Annotated in this window: 20 protein-coding genes and 1 tRNA gene; 6 read left to right on the top strand and 15 right to left on the bottom strand. The window is 40.7% G+C overall.

Annotated elements, in window-relative coordinates:
- Positions 1-165: 165 nt before the first annotated feature.
- The 10 genes from N523_RS0115915 to N523_RS0115960 form a co-directional block, all read right to left on the bottom strand.
- Positions 166-1,305, bottom strand: a complete 1,140-nt coding sequence (locus tag N523_RS0115915; protein WP_028835353.1) for a hypothetical protein — start codon at positions 1,303-1,305, stop codon at positions 166-168.
- Complete coding sequence (gene nlpI, locus N523_RS0115920) at positions 1,289-2,161, bottom strand: lipoprotein NlpI (RefSeq protein WP_013464539.1); 873 nt, start codon at positions 2,159-2,161, stop codon at positions 1,289-1,291. Before nlpI ends, N523_RS0115915 begins: the two co-directional genes overlap by 17 nt.
- Before the next feature lie 185 nt (positions 2,162-2,346).
- Positions 2,347-4,473 carry a polyribonucleotide nucleotidyltransferase gene (pnp, locus tag N523_RS0115925; protein ID WP_013464538.1) on the bottom strand — a complete coding sequence of 709 codons (2,127 nt, stop codon included), beginning with the start codon at positions 4,471-4,473 and terminating at the stop codon, positions 2,347-2,349.
- 362 nt (positions 4,474-4,835) lie between these two features.
- Positions 4,836-5,105, bottom strand: a complete 270-nt coding sequence (gene rpsO / locus N523_RS0115930; protein ID WP_006793376.1) for a 30S ribosomal protein S15 — start codon at positions 5,103-5,105, stop codon at positions 4,836-4,838.
- A gap of 109 nt (positions 5,106-5,214) precedes the next feature.
- Entirely contained in the window at positions 5,215-6,159 is a 945-nt protein-coding gene (gene truB / locus N523_RS0115935) for a tRNA pseudouridine(55) synthase TruB (RefSeq protein WP_028835354.1), read from the bottom strand.
- Positions 6,159-6,566 carry a 30S ribosome-binding factor RbfA gene (gene rbfA / locus N523_RS0115940; RefSeq protein ID WP_028835355.1) on the bottom strand — a complete coding sequence of 136 codons (408 nt, stop codon included), beginning with the start codon at positions 6,564-6,566 and terminating at the stop codon, positions 6,159-6,161. The genes truB and rbfA overlap by 1 nt, the downstream gene beginning before the upstream one ends.
- A 157-nt stretch (positions 6,567-6,723) precedes the next feature.
- Entirely contained in the window at positions 6,724-9,381 is a 2,658-nt protein-coding gene (gene infB / locus N523_RS0115945; RefSeq protein WP_013464536.1) for a translation initiation factor IF-2, read from the bottom strand.
- Between the two features lie 25 nt (positions 9,382-9,406).
- The gene (gene nusA / locus N523_RS0115950; protein ID WP_013464535.1) at positions 9,407-10,906 is read right to left on the bottom strand and encodes a transcription termination factor NusA; all 1,500 of its coding nucleotides are present in this window, start codon (positions 10,904-10,906) and stop codon (positions 9,407-9,409) included.
- A gap of 38 nt (positions 10,907-10,944) precedes the next feature.
- A complete protein-coding gene (gene rimP / locus N523_RS0115955) occupies positions 10,945-11,400 on the bottom strand; it encodes a ribosome maturation factor RimP (RefSeq protein WP_008114543.1) in 456 nt (151 codons plus the stop codon).
- Between the two features lie 279 nt (positions 11,401-11,679).
- Positions 11,680-11,756: transfer RNA gene (locus tag N523_RS0115960), tRNA-Met, on the bottom strand.
- 224 nt (positions 11,757-11,980) lie between these two features.
- Here N523_RS0115960 and N523_RS0115965 point away from each other — a divergent pair.
- From N523_RS0115965 to N523_RS0115980, 4 genes are all read left to right on the top strand, one after another.
- Positions 11,981-13,534: a cryptochrome/photolyase family protein gene (locus N523_RS0115965; RefSeq protein ID WP_028835356.1), complete on the top strand. Its 1,554-nt coding sequence runs from the start codon at positions 11,981-11,983 to the stop codon at positions 13,532-13,534.
- Positions 13,535-13,694: 160 nt separating this feature from the next.
- A complete protein-coding gene (locus tag N523_RS0115970) occupies positions 13,695-14,708 on the top strand; it encodes a phospholipase (RefSeq protein WP_028835357.1) in 1,014 nt (337 codons plus the stop codon).
- The gene (locus N523_RS0115975) at positions 14,708-15,898 is read left to right on the top strand and encodes a peptidyl-prolyl cis-trans isomerase (RefSeq protein WP_028835358.1); all 1,191 of its coding nucleotides are present in this window, start codon (positions 14,708-14,710) and stop codon (positions 15,896-15,898) included. The genes N523_RS0115970 and N523_RS0115975 overlap by 1 nt, the downstream gene beginning before the upstream one ends.
- On the top strand, positions 15,895-16,407 hold the full coding sequence (locus N523_RS0115980) for a hypothetical protein (protein WP_016899449.1): 513 nt from the start codon (positions 15,895-15,897) through the stop codon (positions 16,405-16,407). The genes N523_RS0115975 and N523_RS0115980 overlap by 4 nt, the downstream gene beginning before the upstream one ends.
- A 59-nt stretch (positions 16,408-16,466) precedes the next feature.
- On the opposite strand, the gene N523_RS0115985 is transcribed toward N523_RS0115980, so the two are convergent.
- Positions 16,467-16,913 (bottom strand): Hsp20 family protein, encoded by a 447-nt coding sequence (locus tag N523_RS0115985; protein WP_016899448.1) that lies wholly within the window; start codon positions 16,911-16,913, stop codon positions 16,467-16,469.
- 289 nt (positions 16,914-17,202) lie between these two features.
- Between N523_RS0115985 and N523_RS0115990 the strand changes: the two genes are divergently transcribed.
- The gene (locus N523_RS0115990) at positions 17,203-17,466 is read left to right on the top strand and encodes a GrxA family glutaredoxin (protein WP_008114535.1); all 264 of its coding nucleotides are present in this window, start codon (positions 17,203-17,205) and stop codon (positions 17,464-17,466) included.
- 160 nt (positions 17,467-17,626) lie between these two features.
- The gene (locus N523_RS0115995; RefSeq protein ID WP_016899447.1) at positions 17,627-19,459 is read left to right on the top strand and encodes a DEAD/DEAH box helicase; all 1,833 of its coding nucleotides are present in this window, start codon (positions 17,627-17,629) and stop codon (positions 19,457-19,459) included.
- A gap of 1,047 nt (positions 19,460-20,506) precedes the next feature.
- On the opposite strand, the gene N523_RS0116005 is transcribed toward N523_RS0115995, so the two are convergent.
- The 4 genes from N523_RS0116005 to N523_RS0116020 all read right to left on the bottom strand — a co-directional run bounded on the left by N523_RS0116005 (position 20,507) and on the right by N523_RS0116020 (position 24,174).
- Positions 20,507-22,066: an AbgT family transporter gene (locus tag N523_RS0116005; protein WP_024602793.1), complete on the bottom strand. Its 1,560-nt coding sequence runs from the start codon at positions 22,064-22,066 to the stop codon at positions 20,507-20,509.
- A 142-nt stretch (positions 22,067-22,208) separates the two neighbouring features.
- Positions 22,209-22,484, bottom strand: a complete 276-nt coding sequence (locus N523_RS0116010; protein WP_024602794.1) for a YfcL family protein — start codon at positions 22,482-22,484, stop codon at positions 22,209-22,211.
- Between the two features lie 3 nt (positions 22,485-22,487).
- Positions 22,488-23,630: an ATP-NAD kinase family protein gene (locus N523_RS0116015; protein WP_028835360.1), complete on the bottom strand. Its 1,143-nt coding sequence runs from the start codon at positions 23,628-23,630 to the stop codon at positions 22,488-22,490.
- A complete protein-coding gene (locus N523_RS0116020) occupies positions 23,620-24,174 on the bottom strand; it encodes an elongation factor P hydroxylase (RefSeq protein WP_028835361.1) in 555 nt (184 codons plus the stop codon). Before N523_RS0116020 ends, N523_RS0116015 begins: the two co-directional genes overlap by 11 nt.
- Positions 24,175-24,332 lie beyond the last annotated feature (158 nt).

Genomic DNA, 24,332 nt, shown 5'->3' on the forward strand with positions numbered 1-24,332 from the left:
GATAAACACGGTTTTTGTCTATAGAAAGCGCTTCTAGCGGGGCAATAATCAAACAAAAAAGTCTATAAATTAATGAACTGGGATAAAACCGGCTCAGCTTTTAAGCAGTTTTAATAGGCTCATATAATCATTGGTTAAACAACCTAAAAGCACTCTATTTAATGATTAAAAGCGCGGGAATAAATCTGCATGTTGCTCTATATGAGTTTGCCACAAAGCCCGATATTGCTCTGAAAGTCCAACCTGTTGATATTGCATAATAGACCACTGTGCGCTTGGCTTATAAGCAACACCTCCTTGCTGACAGCTTTTGCTTTTGTGCCATCCTTTTGGCGCATCAGTGTTATGAGCAATAAACAAGTTAGGGGCAACCAACCCCTCAAGCTGACAAAGCCAAGCTTGTTTTTTTGCTGGTAAAGCATATTCATCTTCAAAACCATTAAAGTGCATTAATTCATGTAAAAAGACTGCATAATTAGCCTGCGAGTTAATATGCATTAAGCCCTGATGCACATTGGCAGTACCTTGCTTGGGCATCATAATCGCAAAATCGAATCCTTTAGGAAGCCGCTGCTTAAGTGATGACTGTTGCCAATCGCACTGCGCAAGCGTTGCTTTAGTGCTGTTACAAGCAATTGCATTACCAACATATATAGGCTTTGAAAAACAAAATGCATTACTACTAGGCTCTGGGTGTTGTGCGTATTTTTTCACAAAGTGGTTGAGCCTATATAAACCATCACGGTGATCGCTCAGCATTAGCACATTAAATGTGCATTGCTTTTGTATCTCAATTTGATCGCTCGCTACCAAAAACCCTAATTTATTCATAAAGGAGTGGTTTAATGCATCGAAGGGAGCATGCTGTTGTAACTGTAAATGATAAAAGGCATCCCCTTTAGGTAACTTATTGTGAGCTTTTAATAACGCTAAATCTTGCCAACGCTGTTGAGCAAGCAATGAAGCTGCGAGATGTTTTTGTTGTTTAATTGTTATCTCATCGAGGCTTGCTTGCCAAAAGAGCTTGGCGGTTTCAGTTTGATTATTGGCTATTAATGATAACCCATAGCCGTATTGTGCATGGGCTATTTTATTGCGTGCTAAGGTGGCTAATGAGGTCGGGGGGAGTTGTAAAATATGCGATGCAAAGTAACTAGGGAATTGCCAATAACTATCAATCACATTGGCTTTGGCGTGCAATACTTGCCAAAAGCCAATGCTATTTTGTTTATTACTGGAGCCACTAATTAAGCTAGTGCACAGTAATAAAATACTTAATTTAAAAAAATTAGCCCGCGCTTTCACTAGCCATCAACTCAAGCTCTAAACGTGCATATTTATATTCTATAAATTCATGAACGTTCGTTGCCAGCGCCAACTTAAAGTAATCTGTTGCAATTGAAAGCTCACCTGCGGCTTGGTGCTGTTTAGCTAAGTAAAAATAAGCTTCACATAAACGTTGAGCATATTCTTGTTGTGAACTCACACCATCGGCTATCCCTGAAAAAAATGCTTTTTCACTCATATCACCTACATACAAAGCAATAAGCTGATATGCCCATTCGTTTTCATCAAGGGCCGCCGCATTAGCTTTTAACGAAGCGAGTGCCTGAGTTTTATCTTGTGCCGCTTGCGCTAAATAAAGCCACAGCACACGATAAGGATCGTTAGGAGAGCGCTCCAAAAACGTTTTAAAGTCATCCTTTGCAAGCGTGGCTCTATCGCCATAGTACAAAGCAATACCGCGATTTAAATACGCATATTCATGTTCTTGGTCTAACTCTATGGCTGAATCAAAGTACTCGTATGCTTTTTCGTATTGCTGCATCAAGGTATGTTGAATCCCCAAAAAGTTATACACCTCGGCTAAATCAGGCTTCAGTTTAACTGCTCGGTTAAAATCAATTCGCGATAAAGTGGTCATGCCTAAGCTATCAAAAAGCACACCACGGTCATAATACAGCTTTGCTTGTTGCTCTGTACTTAAGTCTGCTCTATTTAATAGTTCTGAAAAACGAGCAATGGCAATTTCATTTCTAAAGTCTGATGCAAGTGGCGCAGTAAATGGCACATTAATAATAGCAGCGGGTTTAGTAGTAGCCTGACAAGCGCTTAAAGACAAAATAGCAAAAGATGCCAAGGCTAAATGTTTAAGTCTCATTAAAATCCTTAATACCGAGGTAAGTAGCAAATAGATAAGACATAAGCTGTCTTGTAAGGTTCATTCTTGTTATATGTTACTTAACGTCTTGAACATAATAGGTTGCTAACATTAAAGCATAAAAAAAGGGGCTAAACAGCCCCTTTTTATACTATCCAGTAATTATCTGGATGAAAGATTAGCAATTACGCGTCTTTAGACTCGTCAGCTGCAGGTGCTGCTGATTCCATTGCTTCTTTAATACTTAGACGTACACGGCCTTGGCGGTCTACTTCTAGCACTTTAACTTTAACTTCTTGACCTTCACTAAGGTGATCAGCAACGTTGTTAACACGCTCTGTGCTGATTTGTGAGATATGCACTAGGCCATCTTTTCCAGGAAGAATATTTACAAACGCACCAAAGTCAACGATACGTACAACTTTACCTTCGTAGATAGTACCAACTTCAAGCTCAGCAGTTAATTGCTCAATACGGCTAATTGCATTTGCTGCACTTTCACCGTCTGTAGCAGCAATTTTGATTGTGCCATCATCACCGATTTCAATCGTAGTACCTGTTTCTTCAGTAAGTTGACGAATAGTTGCGCCACCTTTACCGATTACTTCAGCAATTTTCTTCTGTGGGATTTGCATCGTATAAATACGCGGAGCAAACATAGATAACTCTTCAGAAGGTGCAGAAATCGCTTCGTCCATCACACCTAGAATGTGTAAACGAGCTGCTTTAGCTTGCTTAAGCGCGATTTGCATGATTTCTTGCGTGATACCTTCAATCTTGATATCCATTTGTAGTGCAGTGATACCGTTAGTTGTACCCGCTACTTTAAAGTCCATGTCACCTAAGTGATCTTCATCACCTAAGATATCTGAAAGTACTACAAAGTTTTCTTCTTCTTTAACTAGACCCATCGCGATACCCGCAACAGAGGCTTTAATTGGTACACCCGCGTTCATAAGCGCTAGAGACGTACCACAAACCGATGCCATTGAAGATGAACCATTTGATTCAGTGATTTCAGATACAACACGAATTGAGTAAGGGAACTCAGTTAATGTTGGCATTACAGCTTGGATACCACGCTTAGCTAGGTTACCGTGGCCGATTTCACGACGCTTAGGAGAACCTACAAAACCCGTTTCACCTACACAGAATGGAGGGAAGTTGTAGTTAAGCATAAAGTGGTTTTTGTGCGTGCCAGTTAAATCATCGATTAACTGTGAGTCACGTTCTGTACCAAGTGTTGCTGTTACTAATGCTTGCGTTTCACCACGTGTAAAGATTGCAGAACCGTGAGTACGTGGAAGTACGCCCGTCATTACATCTAGTGCACGGATCATATCTGGTTCACGACCATCGATACGTTTTTCGCCAGCAGCGATACGGCCACGAACGATTTTCTTCTCAAGTGAACCGAATACTTTACCTACTTCTTGCTTATCAAGCGTTTCGCCTTCAGCAAGTTCGCTAGTAAGCGCTTCAACTACGGCATCTTTTGCTGCAGTTAATGCTTCTTTACGCGCTACTTTATCAGTAATACGGTAAGCTTCGCCTACTTTATCAGCAGCAAGTGTTGCTACTTTCTCTTCTAATGCAACGTTTTTCTCAGGTGCAGTCCAATCCCAAGTAGGCTTGCCTGCTTCTGCTTTAAATTCGTTGATTGCCTTGATGATAGACTGTGATTGCTCATGGCCGTATACAACTGCGCCTAGCATTACGTCTTCAGCAAGTACGTCTGCTTCTGATTCAACCATAAGTACGGCGTTATCAGTACCAGCAACAACTAAATCAAGTTGGCTTTCTTCAAGCTCTTTTAGTGTTGGGTTAAGTACGTATTCACCGTTGATGTAACCAACACGTGATGCACCAATTGGACCGCTGAACGGGATACCAGAGATAGCAAGTGCTGCTGATGTACCAATCATCGCAACCATATCAGGTTGGATTTCAGGGTTTACAGAAACAACAGTCGCGATAACTTGTACTTCGTTTACGAAACCATTTGGAAAAAGTGGACGAATTGGACGGTCAATAAGACGTGCAATTAGCGTTTCGCCATCGTTAGGACGACCTTCACGCTTAAGGAAACCACCTGGGATACGACCTGCAGCGTACATACGCTCTTGGTAGTTAACTGTTAGTGGGAAAAAGTCTTGGCCTGGTTGAGCTTCACGCTTACCAACAACCGTTACTAGCACTGACGTGTCGCCAATGCTTGCTAGTACTGCGCCATCTGCTTGACGAGCGATAGCACCTGTTTCTAGCGTCACTGTGTGTTGACCTAGTTGAAATTCTTTTATAATTGCTTGCACTTAAAATATTCCTTAAATGTATTTTTAGTATTAATTAAGTTTTCATCAAAGTACCAATTACAGTACATAATTGTATTCAGTTGGAAATCAATTAAGTACTACAATTGGCAATGATGTAAATAACCGTAGATAAACCTTTTTATCTACGCGCCATAGTATATAACAAAGTCAGGTAAAATTGCGAGCTTAGCACCGAGATAAAATAGTGCTTGCAACAATGCCAAATACATTCGCTTTGTGAAAGATAATAGTATGGCTTTTATTCGATATTTCAAGGGGTTTACTGAGAAGTACTGGGGAAGACGAGAAAATTTAAGCACAAAAAAAGGAGCTAAAAAGCTCCCCTTTTGATAATCAAGTTCTTAGCGACGTAGGCCAAGCTCTTTGATTAACGCAGTGTAACGCGAGATATCTTTACCTTTAAGGTAATCAAGCAGTTTACGGCGAGTGCTTACTTTACGAAGCAGACCACGACGTGAGTGGAAGTCATGCTTGTGATCAGCAAAGTGACCTTGAAGCTTGTTGATATCAAAAGTAAGTAATGCTACTTGTACTTCAGGTGAACCAGTGTCGCCTTCAGCGCGTGCGAATTTAGCAATGATATCGATTTTTTCTTGATTGCTTAGTGACATAATAACTCCAAAAGTTAAATTTAATAGGTGCTTTAGCCGATCACTAATTCAGCCAAAACGATTAAGCGGGCGTATTCTACCAATTATCAGCATAACTACAAGTTAAACTTTACTCTGGTTGCTGATTAGACAAGCCACGTTTTGATTTTAGATGGCCATCAGGATTACGTTCACCAGTACCAATAAAAATTCCGTCAGCCAGAACTTTTATTGCACCTTCAGGTAATTCTTTACCTAGCACCACAGCTTGACCATGGCTAAATGCTATTCCCTGCTCTTTAGTAATTTCCACAACAGGTAAATCAACTAACGCGGTATCCATTGGCAATAATAGTTCGTCAAGGAAAGTAGAAGGCGCAACGTCTTGTTCTTTCGCTTGATTTAATAACGTTTCTAACTGCTCAAGTGTGACCATTTTATCTGCTGGGTAATGCCCTACAGCACTACGATGCAGCATAATCACATGCGCGCCGCAGCCAAGGTTTTCACCTAAGTCATCAACGATAGTACGAATATATGTGCCTTTAGATACATGGGCAGTCATTTGTATTTCGTTGGCTTGCTCATCAAACTCATCAAGCGTTAAGCTAAATACGTTAATTTTTCGACATTTGCGAGGAACTTCTATGCCTTCACGCGCATATTTATATAAAGGCTTGCCTTCATATTTAAGCGCTGAGTACATTGATGGATATTGGTCTGACTCACCTAAAAACTTAGCAATTTCCTGTGTAAGCAGTTCAGCAGTAACATTAACATCACGCGTTTCGACCACTTCACCATCAGAGTCTGACGTGGTAGTACGCTCACCCAGTTTTGCTCGCACAACATAGGTTTTATCTGTATCGAGTAAAAACTGGGTAAACTTAGTGGCTTCACCAAAACAAATAGGCAGCATACCGGTCGCAAGCGGATCGAGCGCACCAGTGTGCCCTGCTTTTTGCGCAAAATAAATACCTTTCGCTTGCTGCAGTGCTTTGTTTGATGAAATACCTTCTGGTTTGTTTAACAACAAAATACCATCAACTGGACGGCCTTTACTGCGTCTTGCCATTAGTCTTTAGTGCCTTCTTCGCTATCTTTTTCATCATCAACATGCTTAGCATTATCTTCACGAATGATAGAGTCCACTAAGTTAGAGATTCGCATCCCTTCCATTAATGAATTATCAACCACAAATTTAAGCTCAGGCATGATTCGCGCACGAATACGTTTACCTAGCAACGAGCGGATATAACCGGTTGCTTCGTTAAGTACTTTGGCACTTTGCTTGGCTGCATTTTCATCTTCGGTGTTAAACACAGTAATGAAAACTTTGGCATAAGATAAATCGCGCGATACTTCTACCGCAGACACTGTCACCATGCCCAAGCGTGGATCTTTAATTTCGCGTTGTAAAATCACCGCAATTTCTTTTTGAATTTGCTGAGCAACACGATCAGTGCGAGAAAATTCTCTCATTTCACTTTCCTAAAATTATAACTTATTGAAAAATAATAATAAGCTAACTAAATAATGGATACACAAATGGGGGCTGAGCCCCCATTTAAAATCTTAGCATAGGTTATGTTGGGCTATCGAGGTACAACCTTGAATGTCCAACACCACCTAATAACAATTAAAGAGTACGTTGTACTTCAACTGTTTCAAATACTTCGATTTGGTCACCAACGCGAACATCATTGTAGTTCTTAACGCCGATACCACATTCCATGCCGTTACGAACATCAGCTACGTCATCTTTAAAGCGACGTAATGACTCAAGCTCGCCTTCGTAAATAACCACGTTATCACGAAGTACACGAATTGGTGCGCTACGCTTAATTGTACCTTCAGTAACCATACAACCGGCAATTGCACCAATTTTTGGAGACTTAAATACGTCACGTACTTCAGCAAGACCAATGATCTCTTGTTTAAACTCAGGCGCAAGCATACCAGACATGGCTTGCTTAACTTCTTCGATTAGCGCGTAGATTACGCTGTAGTAACGAAGATCTAGGTTTTCAGAGTCAATCACTTTACGCGCTGATGCATCAGCACGAACGTTAAAGCCAACCACAATCGCGTTAGACGCTGCCGCAAGGGTTGCATCAGTTTCTGTGATACCACCAACACCAGAACCAACAATCTTCACTTTTACTTCATCAGTAGAAAGCTTAGTTAGTGAGTCTGAAATTGCTTCGATTGAACCTTGAACGTCTGCTTTAAGTACCACGTTAACTTCAGATACGTCGCCTTCAGTCATGTTCGTAAACATGTTTTCAAGCTTCGCTTTTTGTTGACGCGCTAGTTTAACATCGCGGAATTTACCTTGACGGTAAAGTGCAACTTCACGCGCTTTACGCTCATCTTTAACTACAGTTGCTTCATCACCGGCAGCTGGAATACCAGACAGACCTAAAATCTCAACTGGAATAGAAGGACCGGCAGACTTAATGTCTTTACCGTTTTCATCGCGCATTGCACGAACACGGCCGTATTCAAGACCACATAATACAATGTCACCTTGATTAAGCGTACCTGACTGAACAAGAATAGACGCAACAGGACCACGGCCTTTATCAAGACGTGATTCAATAACAACACCTGCAGCCATACCTTCGGTCGGCGCATTTAACTCTAAAAGCTCAGATTGCATTAATACAGCTTCTAGCAGGTCATCAATACCTAAACCTGTTTTTGCTGAAATGTGCACGTACTGTGTATCGCCGCCCCACTCTTCTGGGATAACGTCTAGCTGAGCTAGTTCGTTTTTAACGCGATCTGGATCTGCGCCTTCTTTATCCATTTTGTTAACAGCAATAATTAAAGGAACGCCAGCTGCGCGAGCATGCTGTACCGCTTCTTTAGTTTGTGGCATTACGCCATCATCAGCTGCAACTACTAGGATTACGATATCAGTCGCTTTTGCACCACGAGCACGCATTGATGTAAATGCGGCGTGACCCGGAGTATCTAAGAAAGTGATCATGTTGCCGTTAGTTTCAACGTGGTATGCACCAATGTGCTGTGTAATACCACCGGCTTCGCCTGATGCAACTTTAGCTGAACGAATGTAATCAAGCGTCGATGTTTTACCGTGGTCAACGTGACCCATAACAGTTACTACTGGCGCACGTGGCTCTGACTTACCATCTTCATGGCGGTCATTAAGTACTGTTTGCTCTAATTCGTTTTCTTTAACGATGATAACTTTATGGCCCATTTCTTCTGCTACAAGTTGCGCAGTTTCTTGGTCAATAACTTGGTTAATAGTAACCATGTCACCCATTTTCATCATAGTTTTTACAACTTCAGCACCTTTAACCGCCATGCGTGATGCAAGCTCAGCAACTGTAATTGTTTCACTAATACGCACTTCGTTTTTAACATCAGCCGTTGGTTTTTGGAAACCGTGCTGTAATGACGCTGGCGCTTTTAGCTTACCTTTTTTACCTTTAGACGCTGCAAATTTATCTTTTGCTGGCGCTTTTTTCTTTTTCTTCGCACGGCGAGAGCCTTGCTCTTCGCGAGCATCAGCTACATCTTCTGCTTCACGTGCGTATGTTGAAGTCGTAAGGTGGTGATCCGCGGTTTCTTCGCGTTTCTTACGTTCTTCTTCTTCTTTCTTCCAGCGTGCTGAGTTCTCTTCAGCTAGCTTTCTTGCCTCTTCTGCTTGACGTTTCGCTTCTTCTTCAGCTTTCTTCAATGCGGCCTCTTCTGCTTCTTTTTGCAGACGCTCAGCTTCGATGCGATCTTTCTCAGACTTAGCACTTTGCTCAGGGGTCATCTGCTGTTGTTTCGCTTTACGCTCAGCATCTGCTTTGCGTTTAGCTTCTTCTTTGGCTTTACGATCAGCGTCTTCTTTTGCTTTACGTTCTGCCTCTTGTTTTGCCTTTAATTCAGCAGCGGCTTGTTCAGCTTTTTGCTGCTCTTCAAGACGTGCTTTTTCTTCAGCGGCTAGACGTTGCTGTTCTTGTTCTTGCTCAACAGCACTTTTTTTCACATAAGTGCGTGTTTTACGAACTTCAACTTGCACAGCTTTTGCTTTACCCGTAGAGCCCGTCACACTTAATGTGCTTTTGCTCTTACGTTGCAATGTCATGCGAGCAGGGCCTTCAGAGCCCGTGCCACCATGTTGCTTGCTTAGGTGATCAAGTAACGTCGCTTTTTCAGCTTCAGTTACATTATCGCCTGCTTGTTTAGTAATACCGGCTTGTGAAAACTGCTGTAGTAATTTATCAACAGTTGTACCTATATCACCGGCTAGTTTTTCAACATTTACTTCTGCCATAGTCTCTAATACCTCCGTTAATAAATTACTCGTCTGCAAACCAACAAATATTACGTGCAGCCATAATTAGCTCGCCCGCTTTCTCTGAAGATAGCTCTGTAATATCTACAAGCTCATCAATGCCTTGCTCAGCTAAGTCTTCAAGTGTTACTACACCCTTACTTGCCATAACAAATGCTAAATGACGCTCTAAGCCTTCAAGCGCAAGTAAGTCTTCAGCAGGCTCAGCGCCTTCTAAGCTTTCTTCCGTTTTAAGGGCTTTCGTTGTTAATGCATCTTTTGCACGTGAACGTAATACGTCCACTGTTTCTTCATCTAAGCCGTCGATTTCTAAAAACTCTGAAGCCGGAACATAAGCAACTTCTTCAAGTGTTGAGAAACCTTCGTTGATAAGTAATGATGCAAATTCGTCATCAATATCTAAGTTTTCAGTAAATAAGTTAATTAACTTATCTGACTCAGCTTCGTTCTTAGCGCGCATTTCATCAACGGTCATTACGTTTAATTCCCAGCCAGTTAATTGGCTTGCTAAACGTACGTTTTGACCATTACGACCAATAGCTTGTGCTAAGTTATCAGCTTCAACAGCAATATCCATTGAGTGTGTATCTTCATCCATTACGATTGAAGCCACTTCTGCTGGTGCCATTGCGTTAATAACAAACTGTGCAGGGTTGTCATCGTAAAGTACGATATCAACACGCTCACCGCCAAGTTCTGACGATACCGCTTGAACACGTGCGCCACGCATACCAACACACGCACCAACAGGGTCAATACGCTTGTCGTTAGATTTAACCGCGATTTTAGCGCGTGAACCTGGATCACGTGCTGCAGCGCGTAATTCAATCATTTCTTCGCCAATTTCTGGCACCTCAATGCGGAATAATTCCATCAGCATTTCTGGTTTAGAACGGGTTACAAATAATTGTGCACCGCGTGCTTCAGGCTTCACTTCATATAAAAGACCGCGGATACGATCACCCGGGCGGAAGTTTTCACGTGGCAGCATGTCGTCACGATAAATAACCGCTTCTGCGTTGTTACCTAAATCAAGTACGATTGCATCACGGGTTGCTTTTTTAACAACACCCGTTACCAGCTCGCCTTCTTGATCTTTATATGCTTCAACGACTAAGGCGCGCTCTGCTTCACGTACTTTTTGTACGATCACTTGCTTAGCCATCTGTGTTGTTATGCGGTCAAATTTAATTGATTCAATCTGCTCTTCTACGTAGTCGCCCATTTTCAAGTCAGGTTCTTCAACTTGAGCAGCTTCTAACGTGATTTCGCTGTATGGATTCTCTAAAGAACCATCTTCTAAAACTTCAGCTATTTGCCAGCGACGGAAGGTATCGTAATCGCCGGTTTTACGGTCAATTGCAACACGTACATCAATTTCACCATCATGCTTTTTCTTTGTCGCTGTCGCTAATGCGAACTCTAGAGCTTCAAAAATCTTTTCTTTTGGAACCGCTTTCTCATTGGAAACGGCTTCAGCAACCAATAATATTTCTTTTGCCATGGGTAATGCCTCGCTTGCCCTATTCCTTCGCACTCGAATTAAAACTTTGCGATTATGTTCGCACGTTCAATGTTACTAAGCATGATTAAATGCTCCGCACCATCGCTAGATAGTGTGATCATATCGCTGCTAACTGCTATTAAGTCGCCTTTAAAATTACGGCGACCATCTTGTGGAAGCTTAGTACGCACGCGTACTTCCTCTCCTTGCGCCTGCTCGTAGTGATCTTGTTTGAATAATGGACGATCAACACCAGGAGACGACACTTCCAAATCGTATTCGTTTGTAATTGGGTCTTCGACGTCTAAAATCGCACTAATTTGACGACTTGCATCGGCGCAGTTGTCAACTGAAATCCCATCCTCATGAGCAATGTATACTCTTAAGGTAGAATGGCGACCCGCTTGTACAAACTCAAGCCCATGTAATTCAAAGCCTAACATTTCTACCGCAGGCGTTAACATGGTTACTAAATCTTGTTCAAGTTTTGTCACGAAAATCCTCCATACAAACAAAAAAAGGGCTTATAGCCCTAAAATACTGAGTTTAAATTTTGATTTAATCGATAAACATTAAATCAAACGGTGCAGATACAACAACGCCCCGAACCAAGCGGGGCGTCACACCAAAAAACGCAAAACTGTGTGGCCTAGGGCCAAGCTTGGTTGCGAGTCAGTACCCTGACCAAATTAAACTTCATTAGCTTAAACGCAAAACGCGCATTACTTAGAATGCGCGATATAAAGTAGTAAGTATAAACCTACTATTAAGATTGGTTGCGGGAGCCGGATTTGAACCAACGACCTTCGGGTTATGAGCCCGACGAGCTACCAGACTGCTCCATCCCGCGCCAATAGATAAAAAGTTAATAACTTAATATCGCTGTTAGTAAATTTTATAACCTACTAAACAATGGCCGCTATTATAAAGATGTACACCTAAATTAGCAACCACAATAAGTAATAAGTTGATAAAAAAAGCAATGCTGTTTATTGCTTTGCTCTATGATTAAAACGACATGTAGAAATCGATCGCTTTTTAAAATACAGCGTATAAAAATAATTTTGGCTCATTATGAAAAAATTCAAAACCTTAAAACTAATTTTAGGTGACCAGCTAAACCCCGCTCATTCTTGGTTTAAAGATAAATCCGATGACACCGTGTTTGTTATTGCCGAGCTCATGCAAGAAGCGCAGTACGTAAAGCATCACGTGCAAAAAATATCAGCATTTTTTAAAGCCATGGAAAACTTCGCTAACGCCTTAAAAGATGCCGGCTTTAACGTGTTGCATTTAACGTTAGATGACACCAAAGACGATGATAACTTACCCGCTCTTTTAACTCGATTAGCTAAGCAGCATGAATGCACCTCAATTGAATATCAATACCCAGATGAGTACCGTTTAAAAACACAACTGCACGACTTTGCCACTAACAGCGAATTAGCTGTGACTGCCTGTGACAGCGAGCATTTTTTATTAGCATTTAACGATATAGACAAACGCTTTAAAAAAGATAAACACGTCACTATGGAGCATTTTTATCGGGCAATGCGAAAGCAGTTTGATATTTTAATGGACGATGACAAACCTCAAGGTGGTCAATGGAACTTTGATGCGAATAACCGTAATAAGTTTTCAAAAAGCGATTTAGCCGATATCCCCAAACCCAAGTTATTTAAAAATGATGTTAGCACCATCATTGAGCGTTTAGATAAACATAAAATAAAATACTTTGGGCAAATAGAAACCCAATTAAGCTGGCCAACAACCCGTAAACAAGCAATAAGCGCACTTGATCACTTTTGTGCACATTTACTCCCCCGCTTTGGTCAATTTCAAGATGCGATGACAGATCAATGCCCTGATAAAGATACCTTTTATCACAGCCGGTTATCATTTGCGTTAAATGCCAAAATTTTACACCCTCGCTATGTTATCGACCGTGTGGTCAAAGAATACCAACAACGCCAAGATGAAATTTCTATTTCTCAGGTTGAAGGCTTTATTCGTCAAGTACTGGGTTGGCGCGAATATGTGCGTGGCGTGTATTGGAAAAACATGCCCGATTACGCTAACAAAAACCAGCTTAATGCAACCCGTGCACTGCCACGTTATTTTTGGAATGGTAAAACAAAAATGAACTGCTTAAGCCACTCATTAACACAAAGCTTAGACAGCGCGTATGCCCATCATATTCAACGTTTAATGGTAATAGGTAATTTTTGTTTACTAACCGCTATTAACCCTGATGAAGTGGATGAATGGTATTTGGGTGTTTATATCGATGCTATTGAATGGGTAGAAATGCCTAACGCACGAGGGATGAGCCAATTTGCTGACGATGGCATCATTGCTACCAAGCCTTATGCGGCTAGCGGCAACTATATAAATAAAATGAGCGACTACTGTAAAAGCTGCCAATATAAGGTGAAAGAAAAAGTAGGAAAAGACGCTTGCCCGTTAAATAGCCTCTATTGGCAATTTATGCAAACACACCGAGAGCGGCTTGAAAAAAATCCACGGATAGGCATGGTTTATCGCAATTGGGATAAACAAGATGAATCATTACGCCAAGAAACCTTAGAGCAAGCTAGCCACTATTTAAATAGTATTGAAGAGCTATAAATACAAATGCCGTCAATTGGCGGCAACATCCTTAATAGTTAATATTAAAGTACCAAATACAGGTAATATTGTTAATTAAATGTTTAATCTGTTTGTCATGTCAGTGTAATGAGCTTATTTTTTAATTGCATCTCTTACTCCAGACTATGATGAGAATAAAATGAAAAAACAATTAATGGCAGCGACACTTTTACTACTGAGTACAAGCCAAGCTCAAGCTTTTAGTCAAGAAACTCACAAACGTATTGTTCTTGATGCTGTTAACTATATGCAGCAGCACCCAACTAGTACTGAATATGCAGCCCTACGACAGTACGCCGAACAAAACAATCTGACTATCTCTGAATTAGCCGAGCTGCTGGGACAAGCTGCTTATGATGTAGATGACTTTGAAGACACTTTTTTCTGTGGTGCAATCACAGGTTCGTGTGTTCAAGCGCCTGTATGGGGAGCAGCGCAAAGCATAGTTAAATATACAAGCTATTGGCATTTTCAAAATCATACTCAAGGTGCAGACCAACATGGTAACGATTTTGGTGGTTATAATTATGAGAAACTCACTGTTTGGGGCACTATTGATAATCTTGCGTCTGCTTGGCTTAAAGGTGACTACCTTGATGATGGTAAAGGGGGTGAAACAGGTTGGTTTAATGCCGATTCTTCAAAATATAACAGTTATGGTGTGACAGAATCTCACTATAGAATCGATAGCAACTCAACCTATTCTATGTACGATGACTTTGAAGAAATGCCATTTCAACCTATCGATAATTTAGGGCAATATTGGTATCAAAGTTACTTACAAAGCGGCAATCCGCAAGTATTAGGGTTTGTGTTCCATACTACTGATTTATTACAACCTCACCACACATGGACCACATCAGATCTAAATCATTCTAGCTGGGAAAGTTGGGTAAACGATTACTATGATCAAGAGCAGCTCAACGATTTATCACTCGTTACTCAAGCAATGCAAACGTTCTCGCCTTTAGATAAAAATAGCCAAGATGTTCGCCCATTATTAACTCAAGGCGGTTCATTTTCTTATGCACAAGGTGGGATTGTACTCAACTCAGAAGATCATTTTGATCGCCTTAATGTAGCTAAGCAGGTCGTGCCCCATGCAATAGCAATGGTGGTGCACTTATTAAACCACGCCATGGTTGCTCGCTAATGAAAAAAATGGCTATTTTAGTGATTACATTACTAGGTGTGTTTTACCACTCCCTAGTAATGGCATCATTTACACAATACAGCAGTGATGAAATTAACTTTATGCATCGTGCTTATTTAAAGCACAACCCTGATATTACAGTCAATGAAGTTAAAACTCGTCTGTATGAGAATCAGTTTTTATTACAACAAGCTGCGCTAAAAACACCTGCGATAATAAAACGACAATCTGCCGTTGGTTTTAGTACTCAATACCATGTTGAACGTTACTTAAAAAATCTGTTCGATTCACAATTAGCTATAAGCGCACGGTCAAGCCCGATAAAGCTTGAAACTTATGATAACCAATGGCTTAAACACACATTAGGGCCCTACCCTAAAAATGGCCAGTATGTGCAAAGCGCCATCAAAAAAATGCAGCAGTTTGATTTAACCCCTCTTTTGTATAACGCTATTAATTTATATGAATTTGTCGATTCACTATCAATGCAGGTACGCTTTAAACTCCACAAAGGAGATAGTGAACTATTCAAAAGTGAATTAATAAAAAAACGGCAATTCAATATAGCGTTTTCAAAAGCCAAACCGATTTTGGCAAAACAGAATATTGATATTGAACATCTGTATGAAATAGCTAAAGGAGATATTCTGCGCCCCTCCATTCAAAGCTGGCTAGGCATAAATACAATGATGCATATGCAAAGCCCCGTTCTTGAAAAACTAGAGAAACAAGTAAACAAAAACGAAATTAAAGCGTTTTATCAAGCCAATAAATCGCAGTTTAAATTTTTAAGCCACGTAAAAGCACATGGAGCTCAATTTGCTCATCGAGCCAATGCTGTAGGTTTTCGCACCTTGGCCGGTAACAAAACGCTAAAACAAGCATTAGTAATATCAGGAAAACAAGATATATATGCTCAATACAACAGTGAATTAAACCGTAAAAACAAAAGTAGCTGGGTTGTACAACTTGCGTTCACAACTAAAGAAAACACCATTTCTCCTGTTATACGTACACCCAGTGGTGAATGGGTGGTGATACACAGTTATGAGCATCAGTTTGAGTACTTTTCGCCAGAAGATGAAACCGTTCGATACCAAGCAACAAAGGCCATCGCAAAACAAAAAGCGGTACAACAGTATGAGGATACTTGGCTCAAGTGGCAAAATAAGACAGGAGTAATTTTATGAGCAAAAAAGTTTTCGTTTCTGTTGTTGTAGCTTGTGTTGGTATGTACGCACTTTTTACTCAATATACTAGTAAACCAACGATAAAGAATATTGATTCCCTTAACCAAGCTAAAAGTGTTAAGCAAATAACGTCACTTGAGCTGACTACTGCTGACATGACCCAAGAGCTGAAAAGCACGCAATTAAACACGGTTACAACTAACAATACGAGCCCTCAGCCTTTGCCACCAATAACCTCTCCTGCCTATTTACCCAACATAGTAAAAAATACTCAGCCAGTTGCTCAGTACAGCGGTGATTTAAATAATCACCAGGCATATCAAGATTTCCACCTTGAACAGCAAAGACAGCTAGAGCAACGTTTTGTTATTGCTGCACAAGCCAAAATATTAAAACTTGAAGAATTACTGGCTAAAGGCCGACAAAAAAAGCTTTCACAAGAACAACTGCAAGTTGCGATAGATAAAATTAACGCTTTAAAACAAATGCAAATAAACTTAAAAGACTAACAACGCAAAAAGCCGCCAAATGGCGGCTTTTCACAGGGAAAATACATGTGCTAGCTTAACTATTTGCTTTCTAGCATATTGCCTGAGCCAATCTCGATTTTACGTGGCTTAAGCGCTTCTGGGATCTCACGTTCAAGGTCGATGCTTAGTAAGCCATTGGCTAAGTCTGCACCGAGTACTTTAACGTGGTCGCCTAACTGGAACTTACGCTCAAAGTTACGCTCGGCAATCCCTTGATGAATAAATTTGCGCTCATCATTTTGCTCTTTACCTGCTTTAGTGCCTGATACAACCAAAGTGTTGTTTTCAGATTGTAAGCTTAACTCGTCTTCACTAAATCCAGCGACTGCCATAGTGATACGGTACTTGTCTTTATCAAGCGCTTCGATGTTATAAGGAGGAAAACTTGGCTGCTTATCAGTTCGTGCAGCGGCATCCATTAATGATGCTAAATGATCGAAACCAATGAATGAACGGTATAGGGGTGATAAATCTACTGTACGCATAATAATATCCTCATATTTAAGCGATATATTGCTGCTACTTTTCGTTTGAACAAGTAACGGCAAAAGTTAATTAATAATATAATTTTCAAATAGTTCTGATTTACTGAAGACCCATCAGGCGTCCTCAAATAACTATTTATGGGCGGGCAATTTTATTTCAAGATTTTTTTATAAAATATTTTTATTTTTTTACAGGCCCTAAAAAAAGCGAACGCAATAATCGTTTTTTTGCACTGTAATAAAAAATGAAATTAGTTACACTAGGGTCAACTAATTTGAGGAGAGCGTTATGTTAACAGTAATTTTTGGCCGTGAAGGCTGCCCTTTTTGTGTTCGCGCTAAAGATGTTGCAGAGCAACTTGCTAATGATCGCGATGATTTTAAATACCGCTACATTGACATCATCAAAGAAGGTATCAGTAAAGAAGATTTAGAGAAGTCTGCAGGCAAACCATGCCCAACCGTACCGCAGATTTTTGTAGACCAAACTCATATTGGTGGATTCACTGAATTTGAAGCTTATGCTAAAGAAAACCTAGGCCTTTACCAGTAATTTTGTAGACAGAGTGTTAACCAGCTCAATTAACGCACAATTGAGACTGGTTAAATTTCGACCAACATCAAACACATATAAATTAGTTGTAATTTATACAAGCATTTGCCTCGCATTTCCTATACAATGCGCGCCTCTTTAAATTCGTTGAGGCGTATTAATGTCAGAACCAGTCACGTTTGAATCTCTAAATCTTTCTCCTGCAATTTTAAAGGCAGTTGAAGAGTTGGGTTACAAGACACCATCTGAAATCCAAGCTCAATGTATACCGTTATTGCTAGAAAGAAAGGACGTACTGGGACTAGCACAAACGGGTACAGGTAAAACAGCAGCATTTGCACTGCCATTACTAAATAATATTGACCCGTCTGTGAAACAGCCACAGATCCTTGTACTCACACCTACCCGTGAGCTTGCGATCCAAGTAGCTGAGGCATTTGAACAATATGCAAAACACACTCGTGGTGTTGAAGTATTGGCACTTTATGGTGGCCAGAGCTACAGCATCCAGCTGAGCGCACTTCGTCGTGGCGCACAGATTATCGTTGCTACACCAGGTCGCTTAATCGATCACATAAACCGTGGCACTATCAAGTTTGATGCTTTACAAGCACTTGTACTTGATGAAGCCGATGAAATGCTACGTATGGGCTTTATCGATGATGTAGAAAGCATCATGGAAAAAACACCGCGTGAAAAGCAAACATGTCTTTTCTCTGCGACTATGCCTAAGCAAATTCAAAACATCAGCAGCAAATATATGAATAACCCTGAACAGGTTCATATTTCTGCGCGCAACTCAACTGTATCATCAGTTGAGCAAGTGTTTTGGAATGCACACGTACATAAAAATAAAGCGATTGTTCGTTTCTTAGAAGCTGAACAATATGAAGGTGCTATTGTTTTCGTACGTACGCGTAACGACACAGTGCAACTTGCTGAGTTATTAGAGCGCGAAGGTTTCTCTGCAGCGCCACTTAACGGTGACATGAACCAGCAAGCGCGTGAGCGCACGGTTGATCGTTTAAAAAGCGGCATGCTAAACGTTGTTATTGCAACAGACGTAGCGGCACGTGGTCTTGATGTAGACCGTTTAAGCTTAGTTATCAACTACGACATTCCACAAGACTCTGAAGCCTACGTTCACCGTATCGGCCGTACAGGTCGTGCTGGTCGTACTGGTAAAGCGATTCTTTTCGTTAAGCATAACGAGCGTTATTTACTTAAAAATATCATTCGTCATACTAAATCTGAAATCGCACAAGTTGAATTACCTACAGCTAAAGTTGTTGAAGAAAAACGTATCAATGCCTTACAAGAAAAGCTTACGCTTGCTCTTGAAAACAAAGATATTACTTTCTTCAATGAAGTGGCTGCTAACATGGCACAAAAACTTGAGCTTGCTCCTGAAGACTTAGCGGGTGCGTTACTGTGTTTAGCACAGCAACAATCACCAATTAAAGTTGAAGAAGTTAAGATTCAACCGCGTGAGCGTAACGAACGTAATGATCGTAATCCTCGTAGCAATGACCGTGGTCGTCGTAACGAACGCCCTGAACGCGGTGGTGAGCGCGCTGAGCGTAAACCACGCGAGCGTAACAGCCGTGATGCAGGCCCTATGGATACATACCGTATCGAAGTAGGTCGTGAGCATGGTGTTCAGGTTAAGAACATTGTTGGCGCAATTGCTAACGAAGCAGACATTTCAAGCAAGTTTATTGGTGACATTCGTCTTCACGACAGTCACAGTACGGTTCAATTACCGCAAAACATGCCTAAAGATGTACTTGATCACTTCCAAAAAGTGTTTATTTGTAAACGCCCAATGGGTATGACATTAACACAAGATCAAGGCCCTTCTGAGCCACGCGGCGAGCGTTCTGAACGCCCTGCTGGTGACAAGAAGCGTAGCTTTAATAAAGATGGTCAACGCCCTGATAAGCGTAGCGGCCCTCGTAAAGAACGTCGCCCAGTTAGCTTTACCGCTAAGTAAGCAACGACTCTTTAGAAAAAAAGCCTTGGCATGAAAGTGCCAAGGCTTTTTTGTGTCTGGAATTCAGGTATCAGCTTAATTTCCGTAACTTGAAGCCGCAAGTCAGTATTAGGCACTTAACTAACAGATTGAATTAAAAAATATTTTTTTGTTTTCTCTAACCAGAGATTGCAGTGAAAACAAGGCGAAATTACGCGTCAATAGCTAGCCTATTGTAAGTAAATTCAACGCAATTAGCGTTGAAAAAGCTGATTGAGATAGCTTTATTATCCAAAACTCAGATTACTTAATGTGTATAAACATGTTTTCTTTGATTTTTAAAACAATAAAATTTATGTAAACTAAGCAAAGGCTATAATTCATGGACGAATTAAAAATTGAAAAGAAATTACGACAACTTACTCTTTGTAGCAATAATGTTCCCTATTTTATTATGTATCATTATTCCTATCTTAATGGACTTTACAGATCCACCATTTATCACAAATGAAATATACGACGTTATTTTCTTTATAGCACTCCCTATTATTTGTGGCGCATCATTCATCTATTTAAATATACTTGTATTCAATAAATATAGACGCTGCAGTAAATACAGGGAGCATCTTAAATATAGTTTCTCAGATACAAAAACGAAATTATCATTAATATTCACGTATCCATTAATCCCTTTTTTAATCTATGGAACACTCTATATTTTTATCTCTGAGCCCATTAAGTTATGGGCTTACTACACGCAAGGCGACTATTGGTATAAGGAATATATCCTAACTGATGTACAAAAGTGTGGTTCTGATTATGAAGATAGTTGTACTCGTTTATATTTTAAAGATCCTAAAACAAACGAAACTCATGATTTTAGATGGTACGAAGATAAGTCTACAATAATCAATAACAAAAACGATTATGTTTATATTTTTGGTGAGGCCAGTTTGTTTGGCTATATAGTGAGAGATTTAGAAAGGTAACTTAGACTTACTTTGAATATTACAGCACTTTTGTATAAACCTCACTCGAGTGAGTGAGGTTTATGAATCAAGATTTAAGTTAAGGCGCTACTGCTGGGTACACGTAGCTGGCATCAAGCCCTAATGGGATACCCAGTGCCCAGTAGCCTAGCAAGAAGATACTCCAGCCAATCATAAAGGCGATTGAATACGGTAGCATCATCGCGATAAGCGTACCTATGCCTGTACCTTTAACGTATTTTTGACAGTACACCACAACTAGTGGGAAGTATGGCATGAGCGGAGTGATAATATTAGAGCTAGAATCTCCCACACGGTACGCCGCTTGCGTTAAGTCTGGCGAAATACCGAGTTGCATTAGCATAGGAACAAATACCGGACCTAATAGTGCCCACTTAGCCGAACTTGAACCAACAAATAAGTTTACAAAACCAGTTAAGAAAATAATCCCTACGACCGTTACAGAGCTCGGTAACTCCATTGCTTTTAATACTTGAGCCCCTTCAATTGCCAGCAATGCACCTAGGTTTGATTTACTAAATGCAGCAATGAATAATGAACAAAAGAATGCCATAACAATGTAATACGCCATACCATTCATGGCTTTGCTCATTGCATCTATCATGTCTTTAGAGGTTTTAAAGGTGCCTACGGTAAAACCATATACTGCGCCTGGGATCCAAAATAACAAAAATATCAGCGGTACTATTGATTGCATTAGTGGTGAGCTAAAGTTTGTTAAAGAGCCATCGCTGCTGCGCATCGCTGAATCAGCTGGTGCAGATACATACGCTAATAATGCAATACCTGCAATCATTACGGAACTAGCAATAAAAAAGGCGCGCTTTTCGTCACTACGCGCATCTTCAAATGCTGGTAGGTCTTGAGTTTCGCCATCAACGGGTGAATTTTTTAAACGTGGTTCAATAATTTTATCGGTGATATACCAACCTAGCATCACAATAAATAAACTTGATGCTGAAGCAAAGCCCCAGTTATTAAGCGGGTTAATGCTCATTGTTGGATTAATAATTTGTGCTGCACTTTGCGTAAAGCTTTGCAGTAACGGGTCAATTCCAGATGGAATAAAGTTAGCCCCAAAGCCACCACTTACCCCAGCAAATGCCGCTGCAATACCGGCAAGCGGATGACGACCTGCTGCAAAAAATATTACCCCAGCAAGTGGAATAACCAGCACATACCCTGCATCGGTCGCCGTATGGCTCACAATAGCCACTAAAATAATTGAGGGTGTTAGTAATTTTCTAGGCGTTACTTTGAGCATTAATTTAAGGCCGGTATTAATAAAGCCCGAATGCTCTGCAACGCCCACACCTAGCATTGCAACCAGCACTACACCCAGTGGTGCAAAACCGGTGAATGTTTTTACCATAGAAGATAAAAAAGTGGCCAACGAATCGCTGGCAAGCATGTTATTAATGATAATGGCTTCGCCAGTACGAGGGTCTATTGCATCAAATGTGACGCTTGAAAACCACCAAGACAAAAACCAGATTAATAACATGGCAAACAAAAAGATAATTGCTGGATCAGGCAGCTTATTACCTACCCGCTCAACAAAATTTAAAAATCGCGCAACTATGCCCGTTGGCATTGTCGCATCATTATTGTTATTCATTTCACTTGTTCCCTAGAATTTAGACTGTGCTACTTTAGCGTATCTAAGGAATGAGGTAAATTTTAACTGAATAAACAAGTTCTTTTTTAGGCACAAAAAAACGCGGCTCAGTGGCCGCGCAGTTATAAATGAATAAAAAAGCTTATGCGAGTGCTTTTACTTCATCCCATATTCTTACTACGAGTGCTTTATCGTCTTCATTAAGTTCGCCATTGCGATAGGCTTTTACTAGGCTTTTTTCAACGGTGTCGTTTAGCTCAGTAATTTCTAAATTTAGCTCCTCAACTTGGGCATACCCTACCGCTAAATCAAAGTGACCACGTAAATAACCGCCGGCAAATAGCTCATCATCAGTGGCTTTTATCACTAAATCATCAAAATATTGCTGCGCAGCATCTATGTAATTTACTAAACTCATGTGTTACTTCTCCTCAAGGTGCAGCCCATCTTGATGACCTACTGCATACATAATATGGTCGTTAAACCCACTGGTTACACGGATATAACCGCTTAATTCATCATCTAACTCGCTATCGCCGGTGTCACAAATTAGCGGTCGGCCATTTAAAGCCTGTAATTTGGTTTTTGTTGCCACGACAATAATATTGTCGCGGCCTATCGCTTTAATTAACGCAGGACTGAGTTGTTGATTGCCTCGACCAAAAATATGCCCTTGACCGCCAATTAGAGTGATCACTAATTTTGTCTCACGCCCTGTCGTAAGTTCAAGTAATTGTTGAGCTGTTAAGTCTTGGCCTACTAAAGCTTGATCTTCAACTAAATCAACACCGAGCAGCGTATTCTCAAGCCCCATTTCTTCCATCACCGCGCCAACGGTAGAGCCACTGCCCATTACATAGAGGGTATCGGCATCCATTTCACTAACGACATAAGCAGCTATATCTGCTAGCACCAGCTCATCAGTTTCTTTACCGCCATTTTTAACCGCTTGTACATAGCGCACTTCACTGGGTACTTGCATTTCGCCATAACGTTTTGCTTTTACTGTTCCTTGGCGAAAGGCGACTTCATCAATGTCCATGACATCGGCATCGCTTAGCGTTACCAACTCACCTTTAACTAACATTTCAACTACGCGGCCTGCAGCTTTTGGCGTTATGGCATATACTCCAGAGTGAATTTTACACCCTGCAGGAATGCCCAACACAGGTACAGAATCTTCTACCGCATGGCAAATATTACGTGCTGTGCCATCGCCACCTGCAAATAAAATTAAATCTACACCTTGCTGCTGTAATAAACGTGCTGCCGCTTCAGTATCGTCACTGGTTGTGGGTGAGCTACTTTGATAAACCACTTGCGTATTAAAGCCGAGTGATTTTGCTGTTTGCTCCCCCATTTCATCATTAACAGTATAAATAGTAATATTTGACTGATGAGGTACAAGCACTTCAAGTGCAGCTTTAGTGCGGCTATTTGATTTAGGCTCAGCGCCTAATGCAATGGCTTTAGCGGCGGTGTCTTCGCCGTCACTGCCTTTTAACGCCACGCTACCGCCCAATCCTGCAACCGGGTTTACAATCAGCCCTAACTTAAACTGCATCTTTTAGCTCCTCGGGAGAATGCCATGAAAACTGCGCAGCATTTAAAGGCCACGTTGTGTTATAAAATTTACACAGTGCTTTTAATAGTAAGGTTGTTCTTGGGTTAAACCCGTTTTGCAATAACTCTAATAACTTTGCATGTACACGCGATTGAAACGCAAATCGACAAGTTTGCTCACCATTTAAATTATCTACCGATACGTTAAAATCAAACCCGGCAGCCACACTCAATGCCCACTCTATTGCTTGGGGTTTTACCTCTACAGATTCAAACTCTGCTTGCTGTGTAGCATCGCGCCCGTCGGGGCAATACCAATAACCATAATCTTCAACTAAGCGGCGCTGAGAACCTGCCACTAACCAATGGGCTATTTCGTGCAGCGCACTGGCGTAAAAACCATGGGCAAATACAATTTGATGATAAGGCGTTGTATCATTTGCGGGAATGTAGATAGGCTCGTGCTCACCTTTTACCAAACGCGTATTATAGCTTTGGAAAAAAGTGTGTTCGAAAATAGAAATTAAATCCGCTATTTGATGCATAAATATTTCGTATACTCGTTTGAACCCGATGCTTTATAGCCATATAAAACTAATATAAAGCGCACTAAAAACGAGGCGAATTGTACGTACTTTTCTGCACAAAGTAAAAAGCTAGCGATTTAAAGCGATGTTCACATAAATCTCTTTAAGTTTACACA

The sequence above is a fragment of the Pseudoalteromonas sp. 23_GOM-1509m genome, assembly GCF_000518425.1.
Taxonomy (GTDB): domain Bacteria; phylum Pseudomonadota; class Gammaproteobacteria; order Enterobacterales; family Alteromonadaceae; genus Pseudoalteromonas; species Pseudoalteromonas tetraodonis.

What these genes read in the sequence shown, in the direction of transcription:
- rpsO (WP_006793376.1), bottom strand. Translation starts at nt 5,105, where the DNA reads ATGTCACTAAGCAATCAAGAAAAAATCGATATCATTGCTAAATTCGCA.
- infB (WP_013464536.1), bottom strand. Translation starts at nt 9,381, where the DNA reads ATGGCAGAAGTAAATGTTGAAAAACTAGCCGGTGATATAGGTACAACT.
- N523_RS0115965 (WP_028835356.1), top strand. Translation starts at nt 11,981, where the DNA reads ATGAAAAAATTCAAAACCTTAAAACTAATTTTAGGTGACCAGCTAAAC.
- nlpI (WP_013464539.1), bottom strand. Translation starts at nt 2,161, where the DNA reads ATGAGACTTAAACATTTAGCCTTGGCATCTTTTGCTATTTTGTCTTTA.
- N523_RS0115985 (WP_016899448.1), bottom strand. Translation starts at nt 16,913, where the DNA reads ATGCGTACAGTAGATTTATCACCCCTATACCGTTCATTCATTGGTTTC.
- truB (WP_028835354.1), bottom strand. Translation starts at nt 6,159, where the DNA reads ATGGCAAGACGCAGTAAAGGCCGTCCAGTTGATGGTATTTTGTTGTTA.
- N523_RS0116005 (WP_024602793.1), bottom strand. Translation starts at nt 22,066, where the DNA reads ATGAATAACAATAATGATGCGACAATGCCAACGGGCATAGTTGCGCGA.
- N523_RS0116015 (WP_028835360.1), bottom strand. Translation starts at nt 23,630, where the DNA reads ATGCAGTTTAAGTTAGGGCTGATTGTAAACCCGGTTGCAGGATTGGGC.
- N523_RS0115995 (WP_016899447.1), top strand. Translation starts at nt 17,627, where the DNA reads ATGTCAGAACCAGTCACGTTTGAATCTCTAAATCTTTCTCCTGCAATT.
- N523_RS0115975 (WP_028835358.1), top strand. Translation starts at nt 14,708, where the DNA reads ATGAAAAAAATGGCTATTTTAGTGATTACATTACTAGGTGTGTTTTAC.
- N523_RS0116010 (WP_024602794.1), bottom strand. Translation starts at nt 22,484, where the DNA reads ATGAGTTTAGTAAATTACATAGATGCTGCGCAGCAATATTTTGATGAT.
- nusA (WP_013464535.1), bottom strand. Translation starts at nt 10,906, where the DNA reads ATGGCAAAAGAAATATTATTGGTTGCTGAAGCCGTTTCCAATGAGAAA.
- N523_RS0115970 (WP_028835357.1), top strand. Translation starts at nt 13,695, where the DNA reads ATGAAAAAACAATTAATGGCAGCGACACTTTTACTACTGAGTACAAGC.
- rbfA (WP_028835355.1), bottom strand. Translation starts at nt 6,566, where the DNA reads ATGAGAGAATTTTCTCGCACTGATCGTGTTGCTCAGCAAATTCAAAAA.
- N523_RS0116020 (WP_028835361.1), bottom strand. Translation starts at nt 24,174, where the DNA reads ATGCATCAAATAGCGGATTTAATTTCTATTTTCGAACACACTTTTTTC.
- N523_RS0115980 (WP_016899449.1), top strand. Translation starts at nt 15,895, where the DNA reads ATGAGCAAAAAAGTTTTCGTTTCTGTTGTTGTAGCTTGTGTTGGTATG.
- N523_RS0115990 (WP_008114535.1), top strand. Translation starts at nt 17,203, where the DNA reads ATGTTAACAGTAATTTTTGGCCGTGAAGGCTGCCCTTTTTGTGTTCGC.